This window comes from Mesorhizobium sp. M0028 (assembly GCF_040323855.1).
Taxonomy (GTDB): domain Bacteria; phylum Pseudomonadota; class Alphaproteobacteria; order Rhizobiales; family Rhizobiaceae; genus Mesorhizobium.
This window is the reverse complement of the sequence record NZ_JAMYVG010000011.1, coordinates 108,213-122,149: the sequence shown is the minus strand read 5'-3', so window position 1 is coordinate 122,149 and position 13,937 is coordinate 108,213. Positions and strand designations below refer to the sequence as shown.

The following is a 13,937-nucleotide window of genomic DNA, read 5'->3' as shown; positions in this document are numbered from 1 at the left end:
TGGCTAGCGAAGATCGCGGCGCATGACAAGCGCGCCGGTCGGGCCGTGTTCCGGCGATTTGTAATAGTTGGCGCGCTTGCCGACCTCGCGGAAGCCAAGCCGCCGATAGAGCGCGATCGCAGCGACGTTGGTCTCGTCGACCTCGAGGAAAAGTGCCTCGGCGCGCTGTGCGTGCAATTCGCGCAGCACCGCATCCATCAATTGCCAGCCGAGCCCCCGGCGCCGATGCGAGCGTGCCACCGCGACCGTCAGGACCTCCCCCTCGCCGGCCGCCAGCCGCGCCAGCACGAAGCCGACCGGCGGCTTGGCGCCCTGTCCGGTCTCGCGCGCGGCATAGCCGAACACGGTGTCCTGCTCGAGCAGTGCGGCGAATTCGTCGTCGGTCCACGGCCGCGCGAAATCCTCGCGATGCAGCACCGACATGGCCGCGCTGTCGGCAATTGTCAGCGGCTCGAGCGCATAGTCCCTGCGGCGCGGCTGGAGGAACGGAATGCGCATCAGTTTTTTTGCCTCGACAAAACAAAGCCGGCCTGCGGCTTGGCGTCGGCGCCGCGCAGATAGAGCGGTTTCGGCTTTTCGCCCTCGCCCTTGGCTGCGGCCCGATGGGCATAGACGGCGATGTCGGCGGTGGCCGCCGTCCCGCCGAGATCGAAGCTGCGCCCGGCCGCCGCGGCAATTTGGGTTGCCGCCGTGCCCGCCAGAACCGGAGAGATGTCGGTCGCCATGGCTGCGGCTTGCGAGAGCGTGGTCACAGCCGGACCATAGATCAGAACCGACCTCTCATCGTAAAGCGCCGCATGGATCTCCTCGCGGCCTGCATCGAGCGCGGCGAGCACGGCGCGGCGGGGAAATATCGCTGCGGCCTCTGCGGCCAACGCCTCCAGAGTCGTCACGCCGATCGCGGGGATTTTCAGCGCCAGCGCAAGGCCGCGCGCCGCCGAGACGCCGACGCGCAGACCGGTGAAGGAGCCCGGACCGGTCGCAACGGCAATGGCGCCGAGGCCGGTAAAGTCCGTTCCGGCCGCCTTCAACGCCCCCTCGATGACACCCATCAGATGCTCGGCATGACCCTTGCCGAGATCGAGCACCGAACGGCCGAGTTCTTTCCCGGCCGCCGCGTCGTAGACGCAGGCGGCGCAGAGATTGGCGGCACAGTCGATGGCAAGCAACTTCATGAAGCGCCCGGTTGAGACAGTTTCGAAAGCAGCCTCCCTCTGCCCGCCAGGGCTGATCCCCGCAAGGGGAATATCCACAAATCTTCAGGCGACTTGCTTGGAGTGTGGGTCCAAGAAGGTAAGTTTCGACGAACGCAACTGCCACAAACCGTTGCCAGGATTAGCCGATCTGCTCGATACGCAGCACGTGATTGTCCCAGACATAGTCCGGCTCGGAACGGATCGTGCCACCGCCCTCGACAATTTCGCCGGCGCCCGTCGTCGCCATGAAGCTTTTCCCATCGGGCGCCACGCCACAGACCTCGACCAGCGCCTTGGTAGCGACGATGCGGCTGCTGGCGGTGTCGATCACGGCAAGCGAATTCCCCTCAGGCGAAGACACGGCGATGGTGCCGGCGGCAGGGTTGGCGGCGACCGAGCCGATATAGTTCCTGAAGCCGGAGAGCACGTCTTGCGACATGTCGAGCAATTGCAAGTCCTTGCCGCGCGGCGCGCGGCCGACCAGCGGGGGACGATCGGTACCCGGCCCCCTGTATTGACAGCCGAACCAGACGGTGCCGGACCGGTCGGCATCCATATGGCGGATCGACAGTTGGTGCAGCGCCGGCGGCAATTCGTGCTTTTCGGTGAGATCGCCGGTAAGGCGGTCGACCAGAACATAGGACGGCTTCATCGTTGCGATATTGAGCTCTGCGCGGCCATAGTCCGGATGCGTCTCGATGCCGCCATTAGCTACAGCAATCGTCCTGCCATTGGAAAGCAGCAAAAGCTCGTGTGGGCCCATGCCGTAGGTCGGGAACTCGCCGATGCGCTTGAATTTCGCATGCGCGTCATAGACGCCGACCATGCCGGCGGCATTGTCGAAATCGTTCTCGGTGGCGTAGAGCAGCGTGCCGTCGGCCGAGAACACGCCATGGCCGAAGAAATGTCGGCCGGCAACGCTGGCAATGGTCTGCGGTTCATCGCGGCCGGTATGGTCGAAGACGACAGCAAAGGTGCCCGGCTGCCTGGCAAACACCACCGACCGCTTCGACACCGGGTCGAAAGTAACGTCGTGGCCCCGATCGGGCAGATCGATCGTGTGCAACAACTTGCCGGCCTCGGACAGGACGGCCGCGCCATAGCTGCCGTCGCGCTTGACGAAAGCGGTGGCGAAGACCGCGTCGGCGTCGAGTGTCTTTGCCCAGGCCGACGGCGCCATCGCCGCTACGAAACCAGCGCCTGCGGCCCTCAGGAAATCGCGCCGATCGATCAGCGGCGTCCTCATGATCAGTCGCCGTCCAGTGACGAGAACCCGGCGGTCAGGCCAAATTCGGCGGTCAGCCTGGTTCCGATCAGGGTCGTCAGGCTGGATGTCACCAGCGAGAAATAATCGAGCTTGCGGCGCAGCGCCGGATCGGCAAGTGCCTTGTCGATCGGACCCCTGATCGCCTTGGCCGCCTCGATCCCGTTGGTGAGCTGGATGTGAACCGATTCCGCCATCCAGCGCGCACCGGGCGGCAGCGCGTCGCCAAGCTGCGAGGCCTGGAACAGCGCGTCCATGCCCGCCAGGTTCCCGGTCAGCGAGCGGGCGGTGTTTTGCGAGCGCCAATAGATCGCCTGTTTCGGTTTGTCGGCCTCCGGCTTGGCGCCCAGGAAGCCTTTCAGGCGCACGTCGCGCACCATTTTCAGCTCGTTGATGAAGACGCCGACCAGTTCGGTCACCGCTTCGGTGCCGCCGTGATAGAGCGCGTTCTGCGGACCCGGATTGGCCCAGAGCGCGGCAAAACCGTCGGGCTTGGTCCAGGCATCGCTGACCTCGCCGGCGATTGCCTCGATATTGCCGGCAATGGCCGCACCGTAGGCGCAGCGATAGGCGGCGTCCCTGCCGGCCAATTGATCGGCGCCGTCACCATGGAGCACGAATTCCAGTGCGCCGAGCCCTTGCATGGCGACGCTCTTTGTCGCCAGCTGGGCCGGATCGGCGGCTGTCGGATCCTTGCCGGCAAGTGCTGCCTGCACCTGCTTCAGGCCGATGCTCTTGCGGTCCGGCCAAAACAGCATGCGCTCAAGCCGGTTGTTTTCGGAGATCGGCCCGAAACGGATGATTTCCACCACCGACCAGGCATCCACGACACCCGAGAATTCGGCGCGTGCCGCATCGAGATTGTCTTGCGAGGGCGCCTGGCAAAGCGCGTGCATGATCTTCGCCAAGCTGTCCGCATGGTCATGCAGCCTGGCATAGGCCGGGCGGACGAAGCCGTCGGTCGCCCGCTGGATCACATCCGAAGCCTTCACCGCCGCGGATGCTGGCAGCGCACCGTTGAGGACCAGCAGAGCGAGCGCAAGCGCAAGACGCTTCGGCATCAGAGCGACTCCAGAAATTTGATCAGCGCATCGCGATCGGCCGCATCGGCGGCGGCAAAGCGGTCACGCGCCTTCTGGCCCTCGCCGCCATGCCACAGGATCGCCTCGGCCAGGCTGCGTGCGCGCCCGTCATGCAGGAAGAAGGTGTTGCCGCTGACGGTCTGGGTAAGCCCGATGCCCCACAGCGGCGGCGTGCGCCATTCGCTTCCGGTGGCCTCGCCCACCGCCTGTCCGTCGGCAAGACCGGGTCCCATGTCATGCAGCAGGAAATCGGAATAGGGCCAGATCAGCTGGAAGGCCTGCGCCTTATTCGGGGTGCCGCGACGGGTGACGAATTTCGGCGTATGGCAGGAGATGCAGCCCATATCGTAGAACAGTTTTTTGCCGGCGAGCACGTCCGGTCTGTCGAGATCGCGCCGGGCCGGCACGGCAAGGTTTTGCGAATAGAAGGTAACGAGGTCCATGACCGGCGGCGGCGCTTCGACCGGACCGAGGCGGTTCTGCACACCGTTGGGCAGGGCAAGGCAGGTCTTTTCTCCGGAGGTGCAATCGCCCCAGTGCTTCGGCACCTCGGGCGTCGAAATGCCGATATCGCCGGCAAAAGCGTCCGCCGATTGCTGGCGGATCGATACCGCCTGCGCCTTCCAGCCGAAACGGCCGAGCGTCAGTTCACCGCTGCTGCCGTCGCGAATTATATTGGGCCTGCCGGAAATGCCGTTGCCATCGCGGTCGGCGGGATCGGCACGGGCAAGGATGTCGGCCGGAGCGATCTGCTCGACCAGGCCAAGGCCGATCATCGGCGGCGTCATGCGCGGCGACAGCGTGGTGTGCGGGTCGAGCGGCCCGTAGGCTAGGCCCTCGACCGAATAGCTCGGCTTGCGCAGCGATACCGTGCTGCCGTCCGCCAATTTCACCTTCTCGTCCTGATAGTCGACATGCATCCTGCCTTCGCCCTGCAGGCCGGGTACCGCCAATTCCTGCAATTGCGTGCCATAGACCGGGTCGGGGAAGTTGAGCACCTTGTGATCGGCGAGCGCGGCTTTCTCCTCCTCGGTACTGGCTTGCCTTGCCAGGCGCAGGAACATCGAGGTGGTGCGGCTGTCGCCTTCGGGCGGATGGCCGCGGCCGTCCTTCAGATGACAGTTCTGGCAGGCGCGCTCATTGAACAGGGGGCCTAGCCCATCCGAGGCCTGTGTCGAGGATGGCGAGGACACCCAGTTCTTGCGGAAAATGGCGTTGCCGAGCTTGAAGGTGCCCTCTTCCTCGAAGCTGATGTTGGCAGAGGATTGCGAGAAGGCGTCCTTGTTGACGTCCTTCTTCGAGGTGCCGGCGCCGCCCTGCATTAGCTCGAATTGCTCGGGCTTGGAGAAATCGCTGGTCGGCCTGGTAATGGCGATGACGCGCGCCAGATCCTTCGGCGTCAGATCGGTGCGGCTGGTAGCAAGGCCCGCCGGTTGCGGCGCTCCGGCCAGCGCCGAGGCTGTGAGCGTCGCCACCACGGCAAGAAAAGCGCCGCGAACCATTCCGTATCGCGGTTTCTTCTGAGGCGGCAGGCCGCAATGCTCGGCCGGCCGCAAGCGGCGCATGAAATCTAGGGGGCGCCGCATTCCTGCATGTCCTTATTCCGCCTCGTCGGCCGATGCCGCGTTGAGCTGGCCGTATTTTTCCTCGCCGATCGAGGCCAGCAGATCGAGTTGCGTCTCGAGGAAGTCGATGTGACCTTCCTCGTCAGTCAGCAATTCCTCGAACAGCTTCATCGTCACGTAGTCGCCTGCCTCGTTGCAGATCTCGCGCGACCGCTTGTAGGCAGTGCGCGCGTCATATTCGCCGGCAAGATCGGATTCGAGCACTTCCTTGACATTCTGCCCGATGCGCAGCGGCGCCACGGACTGCAGGTTCGGATGGCCCTCGAGGAAAATGATGCGCGCCACGAGCCGGTCGGCATGGTGCATTTCCTCGATCGATTCGGCGCGTTCCTTCTTCGCCAGCTTGGCGTATCCCCAGTCTTCCAGCAGCCGGAAATGCACCCAGTACTGATTGACCGCTCCAAGTTCCAGAAACAGAGCCTCGTTAAGCCGCTCTATGATCTGCTGTTCGCCTTTCATGGGTTCTGCTCCCGTATTGGACGCGCAGGCCTCTGACGCGATCCAGGTGTGAAACGATGTCCACGCCACTCGCCGCCGAGCGGGTGTGGTAATTTTCGGTGACCCGAATGATCGTTTCGACCACATTTGGGAAGCAGCCGCAACAGCGACCGCGCTTGTGCATGGCATGATAGACCTTCGCCGGCACGATAAGCTGCCAAGGGTCCTCATCCAGCAGTTCGACGATCGTCTGCTCTATCTCCTTTTCGGTGATGATGTTGCAATGGCAGATCAGCATTTGGCGCTCTGGCTGACGGCGCTCATTGCACCGCGTGGCTGGTGGTTTCGATAGTTTACTGGAACACCTTGTCCGGTGAATCGAGGCTGTCCGAGCCCTCGAAGGCTATGGCATTGAGCTTCAGGGTACCGACGGCGCGTTCGATCGACTTGGTCTGATCGACCAGCGCGTCGATCGCCGCCTGCACGGTGGCATTGCCTTCCGTGTTGCCCTCTCCGATCTGCTGGTCATAGGCCTCGCCGGCAAGCGCCCGCGCCTTGATGGCCTCCATCTTGGCGACGGTGACATCCAGTTTGTCCGATAATTCCTTGTCGATCGCCGGATCGGCCGCCTTGACCATGTCGGCCACCGACGGGCCCTCGACGACAGTGCCGTCAAGCCGCGTGTAGCTGCCGCGATAGGCGGCGCGGATGCCGACGGCGTCATTGAGATGGGAGTTGTAGGTGTTGTCGGAGAAACAATCGTGCTCCTCTTCCGGATCGTGCAGCAAGAGGCCGAGCTTCATCCGCTCGCCGGCGAGCTCGCCATAGGACAGCGAGCCCATGCCGGTGAAGATGGTCGAAATGGCGGCGTTCTGCTCGCCATCGACAAGGTTCTTGCGGGCGGCGCCGCCTTCTTTCCAGTCGTTGACCATGTCCTTGAGATCGGAAACCAGAAGGTCGCTCGCCGATTTCAGGTACTGCGAGCGGCGGTCGCAATTGCCGCCGGTGCAATTGGTGAGGTCGTAATCGGTGTAGGGCCGCTCGCCGGCGCCCGGACCGGTGCCGTGCAGGTCTTGCCCCCACAGCAGGAATTCGATGGCGTGATAGCCGGTCGCCACATTGGCCTCGATGCCGCCGGCCTCCTGCAGGGTGCCGGAGAGGAACTCCGGCGTCAGATTGGTGGCGTCGACCTTCTTGCCGTTGATCTCGATCGACTTGTTGGCGATCACATTGGCGGTGTAGAGCGCGTTGGCGTCCGATTCGGTGCCGTAGCTCTTGGCGACATAGTCGATCAAGCCTTCGTCGAGCGGCCAGGAGTTCACCTTGCCTTCCCAGTCATCGACGATGGCATTACCGAAGCGATAGACCTCGGTCTGCTGATAGGGAACGCGCGATGCCTTCCACGCCTCGCGGGCGGCATTCAGCGTCTCAGCCGATGGCTTGGCGAGCAGTGCATCGACAGCCTTGTCGAGCGCCTCGGCCGTGATCAGCGAATCCTCGTATTTGGCAAGCGCAATGTCGGAATAGGTCTTGATGACCGCCTTGGTATCGGTTTGCGCCTTGGCCGGCAGCACGAACACCGCCGCCGTAAGCATCGCGGTGGCGCCGATCGCCGCAAGCCTGCCGCCATACCGCGCCGTGATCATCGTTCTAATGACTGTCTCTCCTCGGGAATCAATGAAATGCCGGCGCCGCGGCGGGCAGTTGCCAGCGGGCAAAGAAGGGTCGCGCCATCGCGCGGTTCGCGGAAGAAAGACACCGAAATGCCTCCAATCGAAAGGGTTCAAGGCCCAGACATCAAAGGGATGCGCTGACGCGCGAGCTTCCATAAAACGGCGAAGACGCCGGATGTCAACTGGTGGTCTAGAAAAAATTCAATTGAAACAACAGTTTAGAATTATTCTAAACTAGAACTGTCAACTTTAACACCGATGTATCAGGAATGCCGGCGCATGACGCGATTGACAGGGGGGCATTCCGGGTGCGACCCGGATCGGCGTTCTTGCGGCGGCGCCGGACAATCGCCAGCTGGCGGGACGTCCTAGATTTGGATGAGGAATCGGGCTGTTATGAAGAACGGGGTTGTCATTGTCGGTGCGGGTCATGCGGGCGTGCAAGCGGCCGCCAGCCTGCGCGAAGAGGGCTATGACGGGCCGGTGATCCTGATCGGCGACGAAAACGAGTTGCCCTACCACAAGCCGCCGCTGTCGAAGACCTTCATCAAGGATCAGCAAGCAAAGCCGCAGCCGTTGCGCGGCGAGGCTTTTTATACCGGCAGCGCCATAGACTATCGGCCAGGCCTCCGGGTCGAGCGCATCGATGTAGGCGGCCGCCGGCTGGAGATATCGGGCGGCGGCGTGCTGCCGTTCGAGCGGCTGGTCCTCGCCACCGGCGCGCGGCCGCGCCTGCTGCCGCTGCCGGGTTCGGAGCTTTCCGGCGTTGTGTCGCTGCGCTCGCTCGGCGATGCCCGCCTGATCCGCGAATTGAGCGCGCAAAGCGAGGAGGCCGTCATCCTCGGCGGCGGCTTCATCGGCCTGGAGATTGCCGCGACGCTCACCGCCGCCGGCCGCAAGGTCACGGTGGTCGAGGCGGTCGACCGACTGCTCGGCCGCGCCGTGGCGCCGGTCATCGCCGGCCATGTGCGCAAGCGGCTGGAAGCCACCGGTGTGCGCGTCCTCACCGGCACCACCATCGAACGGCTGGAGGGCGAGAACGGCCGTGTTTCGGCTGCAATCACCTCGTCCGGCGAGAGATTGCCGGCACAGATGGTCGTCATCGGCATTGGCGTCGTGCCGAATGTCGAATTGGCCGAAGCCGCCGGTATTGCCATCGCCAACGGCATCCGCGTCGACCAGCAGATGCGCACGTCGGTGCCGGAAATCCTCGCCATCGGCGACGCCGCCTCCTACCGGCACTGGTTCACCGGCGGCGATGTGCGGCTGGAATCGGTGCAGAACGCCACAGACCAGGCGCGGCTCGCCGCGCGCACCATCATCGGCCATGCCGACAATTACTCGGCGGTGCCGTGGTTCTGGTCCGATATCGGCGACATGAAGCTGCAGATGGTCGGCCTGATTGCGGGCGGCGACAGCCATGTCGTGCTGGGCGACGTGGCCGAAAACAAATTCTCGATCTACCACTACGCCGCAAGCCGGCTGCTCGGCATCGAATCGGTCAACCGGCCCGGCGACCATATGCTTGGCCGCAAGATGCTCGGCGCCGGCTTTTCGCCGTCGCCGCAGATTGTCGCGACCGGGCCCGACGGGCTGAAGGCGGCGCTCGCCGCCTTCCAGCAGGCAGAGCCTGCAAGAGCGGCCGGATAGCTCAGGCGGCGCGAACTTCGCGGATCGAGCTTTCGAGGATGTCGAGCGCTTCGTTCATGACGGCGTCCTGGATGGTGATCGGCGCGAGGAAGCGGATGACGTTGCCGTAGACGCCGCAGGTCAGCAGGATCAGGCCCTTGTCGAGCGCCTTCAGCCGCACCGCATTGGCGAGTTCCGACGACGGCAGCCCCTTCGTCACATCGTTGAACTCGACCGCGTTCATGAAGCCAGGTCCTCGGATATCGACAATCTCAGGCGCTTCGTCGCGGATCGATTGCAGGCGCTGCTTCAGACGGTTGCCTAGCGTGTTGGCGCGGTCGCAGAGCTTCTCCTCATCGATGACGTCGAGCACGGCATGCGCCGCGGCGACGCCGATCGGGCTGCCGCCATAGGTGCCGCCGAGCCCGCCGGGGCTCGGCGCATCCATGATCTCGGCACGCCCGGTGACGGCCGCCAGCGGGAAGCCGCCGGCCAGGCTCTTGGCCATGGTGGTGATGTCGGCCGCCACCTCGTGGTGGTCCATGGCAAACATCTTGCCGGTGCGGGCAAAGCCGGTCTGCACTTCGTCGGCGATCAGCAGCATGCCGTGCTGGTCGCAGATCTTGCGCAATGCGGTCATGAAGTCGCGCGGCGCCTCGTAGAAGCCACCCTCGCCCTGCACCGGCTCGACGATGATCGCGGCGACGCGGGCCGGGTCGACATCGGCCTTGAACAGCCGGTCGAGCGCGGCCAGCGAATCGGCGACCGAGACGCCGTGCAGCGCCACCGGGAACGGCGCATGGAAGACATCCGCCGGCATGGCGCCGAAGCCGACCTTGTAAGGCACGACCTTGCCGGTCAGCGCCATGCCCATGAAGGTGCGGCCGTGAAAGCCGCCGGAAAAGGCGATGACCGCCGGCCGGCCGGTGGCATTGCGGGCGATCTTGATCGCGTTCTCGACCGCCTCGGCGCCGGTGGTGAGGAAAATCGTCTTCTTGTCGAACTTGCCGGGGAGCATGCCGTTCAGCCGTTCTGCCAGCCTGATATAGCTCTCATAAGGCACGACCTGGTAGCAGGTGTGGGTGAAACGGTCGAGCTGCGCCTTGACCGCTTCGATCACCCTAGGGTGACGGTGGCCGGTGTTGACGACAGCGATGCCGGACGAGAAATCGATATAGCGGCGGCCTTCGACGTCCCAGATCTCCGAATTTTCGGCGCGATCGGCATAGATCTGAGTGGTCATGCCGACGCCGCGGGAAATCGACTGGTTCTTGCGTTCGGAAATGGCTGAATTTGTCATCGTACCCCTCGCCGGGCCGGCGCCCGCTCTCGTTTGATGGCTGTTGAGACTCTTCTGGGCTTATTTCAGTTTTTCCTCAAGTTGGCACCGCCGCCGGGCGATTGGGCCTGCCGGTCGGCGTCAGCAACCGAACGCCCGTCGCTCATGCCGTCCTGACAAACCCCTCGCTGGCCCTCAGCAGATTGCGCGTGTAGTCCTTGGTGACGCGGCGCTCGACAAGGTCGCCGGCGGCGAGGTGCTCGACCGCCTCGCCGTTCTGCATCACCATCAGCCGCTCGCACATATGGGTGATGATGGCGAGGTCGTGGCTGACCATCAGGAAGGTCAGCTTGCGGCGCCGCCGGATCTCCTCCAACAGGTTGAGCACTTCGGCCTGTACGGAAGCGTCGAGCGCCGACGTGGGTTCGTCGAGCAGCAGGATCGAGGGTTCGAGGATCAGGGCGCGGGCGATCGCGACGCGCTGGCGCTGGCCGCCCGACAGTTGATGCGAATAGCGGAAGCGGAATCCGGTTCCCAGGCCGACCTCGTCCAGCGCCCGCTGGATGCGCTTTTCACCGTCAGCGAAGCCGTGAATGGCGAGTGGCTCCTGCAGCAGGCGGTCGACGGTCTGGCGTGGGTGCAGCGAGCCGTACGGGTCCTGGAAGACCATCTGCACCTCGCGATAAAACGCCTTGTCGCGGCGCGCGCCGAGCGTTTTGCCGTTGACGGTAATGGTGCCTGATGCGGCCGGCGCCAGGCCGGCGATTGCCCTGAGAAGGGTCGACTTGCCGGAGCCGGATTCGCCGACGAGGCCGAACGATTCACCGGATTGCACCTCGAGGCTGACGCCTTTCAGCGCGCGGAAGCGGTCGAACATCACCTCCAGCCTGTCGACGGAAAGGGCTGCCGTCATGCCGCCCACTCCGGCTTGCGGTCGAGCACCGGCAACGGGTGGCGGTCGGCGCCGATCTTGGGCATGCAGTTGAGCAGGCCGCGCGTATAGGGATGCTGGGCGCGGCCGAGCTCCGAGGCCTTGAGCTGTTCGACGACCTTGCCGGCATACATGACGATGACACGATCGCAGAAGGACGAGACCAGGCGCAGATCGTGCGAGATGAAGATCAGCCCCATGCCGCGCTCGCTGACCAGCCTGTCGAGGATGCCGAGCACGTCGAGCTGCACGGTGACGTCGAGTGCCGAGGTCGGCTCGTCGGCGATCATCATCTCCGGCCCGGCGATCAGCATCATGGCGATCATGGCGCGCTGGCCCATGCCGCCGGAAACCTCATGCGGATGCAGGTCGAAGACACGGGCCGGATCGCGGATCTGCACAGCCTCCAGCATGGCAAGCGCGCGCTCGCGGGCTTCGGCCTTGGAGACCTTCTCATGCGTGCGCAGCGTCTCGACGATCTGGCGGCCGATGCTCATCACCGGGTCCAGCGAATATTTCGGATCCTGCAGGATCATGGCGATACGCTTGCCGCGCAGCGCGCGGCGCTCGCGCGGCGAGGCGGCCAGCAGGTCGATGCCGTCGAAAGCGAGCGTCTTCGCGGTCACATCGGCCTGCGGCGGGGTGACGCCCATGATGGCGCGGCCGGTCTGCGATTTGCCCGATCCGCTCTCGCCGACGATGCCGAGCCGCTCGCGGCCGAGCGAGAACGAAACGCCGCGCACCGCCTCGATCAGGCCGGTGCGCGTCGGAAAGGTAACGCGCAGGTCGTCGACTTCGAGAAGCGTGCTCATTGGTCACCGCTTCGGGGATCGAGCGCGTCGCGCAAGCCGTCGCCGAGCAGGTTGAAGCCGAGGCTGACGATGAGAATGGCAAAGCCCGGCGCGCCCGCAACCCACCACTGGTCGAGCACGAAGCGGCGGCCGGACGCGATCATCGCGCCCCATTCCGGCAGCGGCGGCTGCGCGCCGAGACCGAGGAAGCCGAGACCGGCGGCGGTCAGGATGATGCCGGCCATGTCGAGCGTCACCCTGATGATCAGCGAGGAGATGCAGAGCGGCATTATGTGGCGGAGCACGATGCGGAACGGCGAGGCGCCCATCAGTTGCACGGCCTTGATGTAGTCCGAATTGCGCACCGTGAGCGTTTCGGCGCGCGCGATGCGGGCATAGGGCGGCCACGAGGTGATGGCGATGGCGAGCACGGCGTTTTCGATGCCGGGGCCGAGCGCGGCGACGAAGGCCAGCGCCAGGATCAGCTTCGGAAAGGCGAGAAAGATGTCGGTGATGCGCATCAGGATCGCATCGGTCCAGCCGCCGGCATAGCCGGCGACGGTGCCGACCAGCAAGCCGATGGGCGCGGCGATGATGGCAACCAGAATGACGACGTAGAGTGTCCAGCGCGAGCCGAAGATGATGCGCGAATAGATATCGCGGCCGAGATCGTCGGTACCGAACCAGTGCGACGCACTCGGCGCCAGCAGCCGCGAGCCCTTGAGGTCGCCGAATGTCGGCGAATAGGGCGCCAGCACATCGGCGAAGGCTGCGACCAACAGCAAGGCGATGATGATGAGCAGGCCGAGAAATGCCAGCCGGTTGGCCGAGAAGCGTCGCCAGGCCACATAGGCGCGGCCGAGCCTTGCCTGCACGCGCGACGCCGGCCGCTCGCTGAGCAGCCAGTCGCGGCGGGTTTGAATCGCTTCCGTGCTCATCCTGCCTTCGTCCTCATCCTGCCTTGGTCCTGGGATCGAGCACCCGGTAGAGCAGGTCGGAGAATAGATTGATGGCGATGAAGACCGAGCCGATGATGATGGTGCCGCCGAGCACGGCATTCATGTCGGCGTTCTGCAGCGAGTTGGTGATGTAGAGGCCGATGCCCGGCCACGAAAACACCGTCTCGGTCAGCACCGAGCCTTCGAGCAGCCCGGCATACGACAGAGCGATCACCGTAACCATCGGTACAGCGGCGTTGCGCAGCGCGTGACCCCAGATGATGCGCGTTTCCGACAGGCCCTTGGCTCGTGCCGCGACGATGTATTCCTGGGTGAGTTCGTTCAGCATGAAGGAGCGCGTCATGCGGCTGATATAGGCGAGCGAGAAATAACCGAGCAGCGAGGCCGGCAGGATGATGTGGCGGAAGGCATCGGCAAATACGTCCCACTGCCGCTGCCAGAGTGCATCCAGCAGGTAAAAGCCGGTAATCGGCGTGAAGGTGTATTCGTAGACGACATCGAGGCGGCCGGGAAAGGCGACCCATTGCAGCTTGGCGTAGAACAGAACCAGCGCCAGCAGCCCCAGCCAGAAGATCGGCACGGAATAGCCGACAAGGCCGATGATCCGCACGACCTGGTCGATGACGCTGCCGCGCCGCACCGCGGCCAGCACGCCAAGCGGCACGCCGATCACCGAACCGATCAATGTTCCCAGCGTCGCCAGTTCGAGCGTCGCGGGAAAGGCGCGGCGGATATCGGTCATCACCGGATTGGTGGTCAGCACCGAGGTGCCGAAATCACCGTTCAGGGCATGTTTGACATAGATGTAGAACTGCTCGACCAGCGGCAGGTCGAGGCCCATCTCGCGGCGCGTTCGTTCGACGACATTGGCCGGCGCCCGGTCGCCGAGCACCGCCAGCACCGGGTCGATCGGGATGACACGGCCGATGAAGAAGGTCACCGCGAGCAGACCGAGATAGGTCGTTATCGCGATGACCAGGAACCGGGCGATCGATGAGGCCACGGCAACGGCGCGGGCGCCGCCGCGCCCTGCCGTCACTTCGCTTTCAGCCACACTCATACGGCGCGTC

At 64.5% G+C, this 13,937-nt stretch carries 14 protein-coding genes; 1 reads left to right on the top strand and 13 read right to left on the bottom strand.

Annotated elements, in window-relative coordinates; genetic code table 11:
- Window positions 1–3: 3 nt before the first annotated feature.
- From rimI to NKJ93_RS20690, 8 genes are all read right to left on the bottom strand, one after another.
- Window positions 4–498, bottom strand: coding sequence for a ribosomal protein S18-alanine N-acetyltransferase (gene rimI, locus NKJ93_RS20725; RefSeq protein WP_023719576.1), 495 nt, complete (start codon window positions 496–498; stop codon window positions 4–6).
- A complete protein-coding gene (tsaB, locus tag NKJ93_RS20720) occupies window positions 498–1,175 on the bottom strand; it encodes a tRNA (adenosine(37)-N6)-threonylcarbamoyltransferase complex dimerization subunit type 1 TsaB (protein ID WP_023719577.1) in 678 nt (225 codons plus the stop codon). The genes rimI and tsaB overlap by 1 nt, the downstream gene beginning before the upstream one ends.
- Before the next feature lie 160 nt (window positions 1,176–1,335).
- Complete coding sequence (locus NKJ93_RS20715; protein WP_352483245.1) at window positions 1,336–2,442, bottom strand: DUF1513 domain-containing protein; 1,107 nt, start codon at window positions 2,440–2,442, stop codon at window positions 1,336–1,338.
- A 2-nt stretch (window positions 2,443–2,444) separates the two neighbouring features.
- Window positions 2,445–3,521: an imelysin family protein gene (locus NKJ93_RS20710; protein ID WP_352590843.1), complete on the bottom strand. Its 1,077-nt coding sequence runs from the start codon at window positions 3,519–3,521 to the stop codon at window positions 2,445–2,447.
- Window positions 3,521–5,044, bottom strand: a complete 1,524-nt coding sequence (locus tag NKJ93_RS20705) for a di-heme oxidoreductase family protein (protein ID WP_502903016.1) — start codon at window positions 5,042–5,044, stop codon at window positions 3,521–3,523. The genes NKJ93_RS20710 and NKJ93_RS20705 overlap by 1 nt, the downstream gene beginning before the upstream one ends.
- Window positions 5,045–5,140: 96 nt before the next feature.
- Entirely contained in the window at window positions 5,141–5,626 is a 486-nt protein-coding gene (gene bfr / locus NKJ93_RS20700; RefSeq protein ID WP_023719581.1) for a bacterioferritin, read from the bottom strand.
- Window positions 5,592–5,903 carry a (2Fe-2S)-binding protein gene (locus NKJ93_RS20695; protein ID WP_084642720.1) on the bottom strand — a complete coding sequence of 104 codons (312 nt, stop codon included), beginning with the start codon at window positions 5,901–5,903 and terminating at the stop codon, window positions 5,592–5,594. Before NKJ93_RS20695 ends, bfr begins: the two co-directional genes overlap by 35 nt.
- A 55-nt stretch (window positions 5,904–5,958) precedes the next feature.
- Window positions 5,959–7,251, bottom strand: a complete 1,293-nt coding sequence (locus NKJ93_RS20690) for an imelysin family protein (protein WP_352590840.1) — start codon at window positions 7,249–7,251, stop codon at window positions 5,959–5,961.
- A 423-nt stretch (window positions 7,252–7,674) separates the two neighbouring features.
- On the opposite strand from NKJ93_RS20690, the gene NKJ93_RS20685 reads away from it, so the two are divergent.
- A complete protein-coding gene (locus tag NKJ93_RS20685) occupies window positions 7,675–8,928 on the top strand; it encodes an NAD(P)/FAD-dependent oxidoreductase (protein WP_352590837.1) in 1,254 nt (417 codons plus the stop codon).
- A 1-nt stretch (window position 8,929) separates the two neighbouring features.
- Here the strand turns inward: NKJ93_RS20685 and NKJ93_RS20680 are convergent, their stop codons facing one another.
- From NKJ93_RS20680 to NKJ93_RS20660, 5 genes are all read right to left on the bottom strand, one after another.
- A complete protein-coding gene (locus NKJ93_RS20680; RefSeq protein ID WP_352515768.1) occupies window positions 8,930–10,207 on the bottom strand; it encodes a 4-aminobutyrate--2-oxoglutarate transaminase in 1,278 nt (425 codons plus the stop codon).
- 142 nt (window positions 10,208–10,349) lie between these two features.
- Entirely contained in the window at window positions 10,350–11,099 is a 750-nt protein-coding gene (locus NKJ93_RS20675) for an ABC transporter ATP-binding protein (protein ID WP_352493759.1), read from the bottom strand.
- Entirely contained in the window at window positions 11,096–11,929 is an 834-nt protein-coding gene (locus NKJ93_RS20670; protein WP_352493758.1) for an ABC transporter ATP-binding protein, read from the bottom strand. Before NKJ93_RS20670 ends, NKJ93_RS20675 begins: the two co-directional genes overlap by 4 nt.
- The gene (gene nikC, locus NKJ93_RS20665; RefSeq protein WP_352493757.1) at window positions 11,926–12,846 is read right to left on the bottom strand and encodes a nickel transporter permease; all 921 of its coding nucleotides are present in this window, start codon (window positions 12,844–12,846) and stop codon (window positions 11,926–11,928) included. Before nikC ends, NKJ93_RS20670 begins: the two co-directional genes overlap by 4 nt.
- A 13-nt stretch (window positions 12,847–12,859) precedes the next feature.
- A complete protein-coding gene (locus NKJ93_RS20660; RefSeq protein ID WP_023719588.1) occupies window positions 12,860–13,927 on the bottom strand; it encodes an ABC transporter permease in 1,068 nt (355 codons plus the stop codon).
- Window positions 13,928–13,937 lie beyond the last annotated feature (10 nt).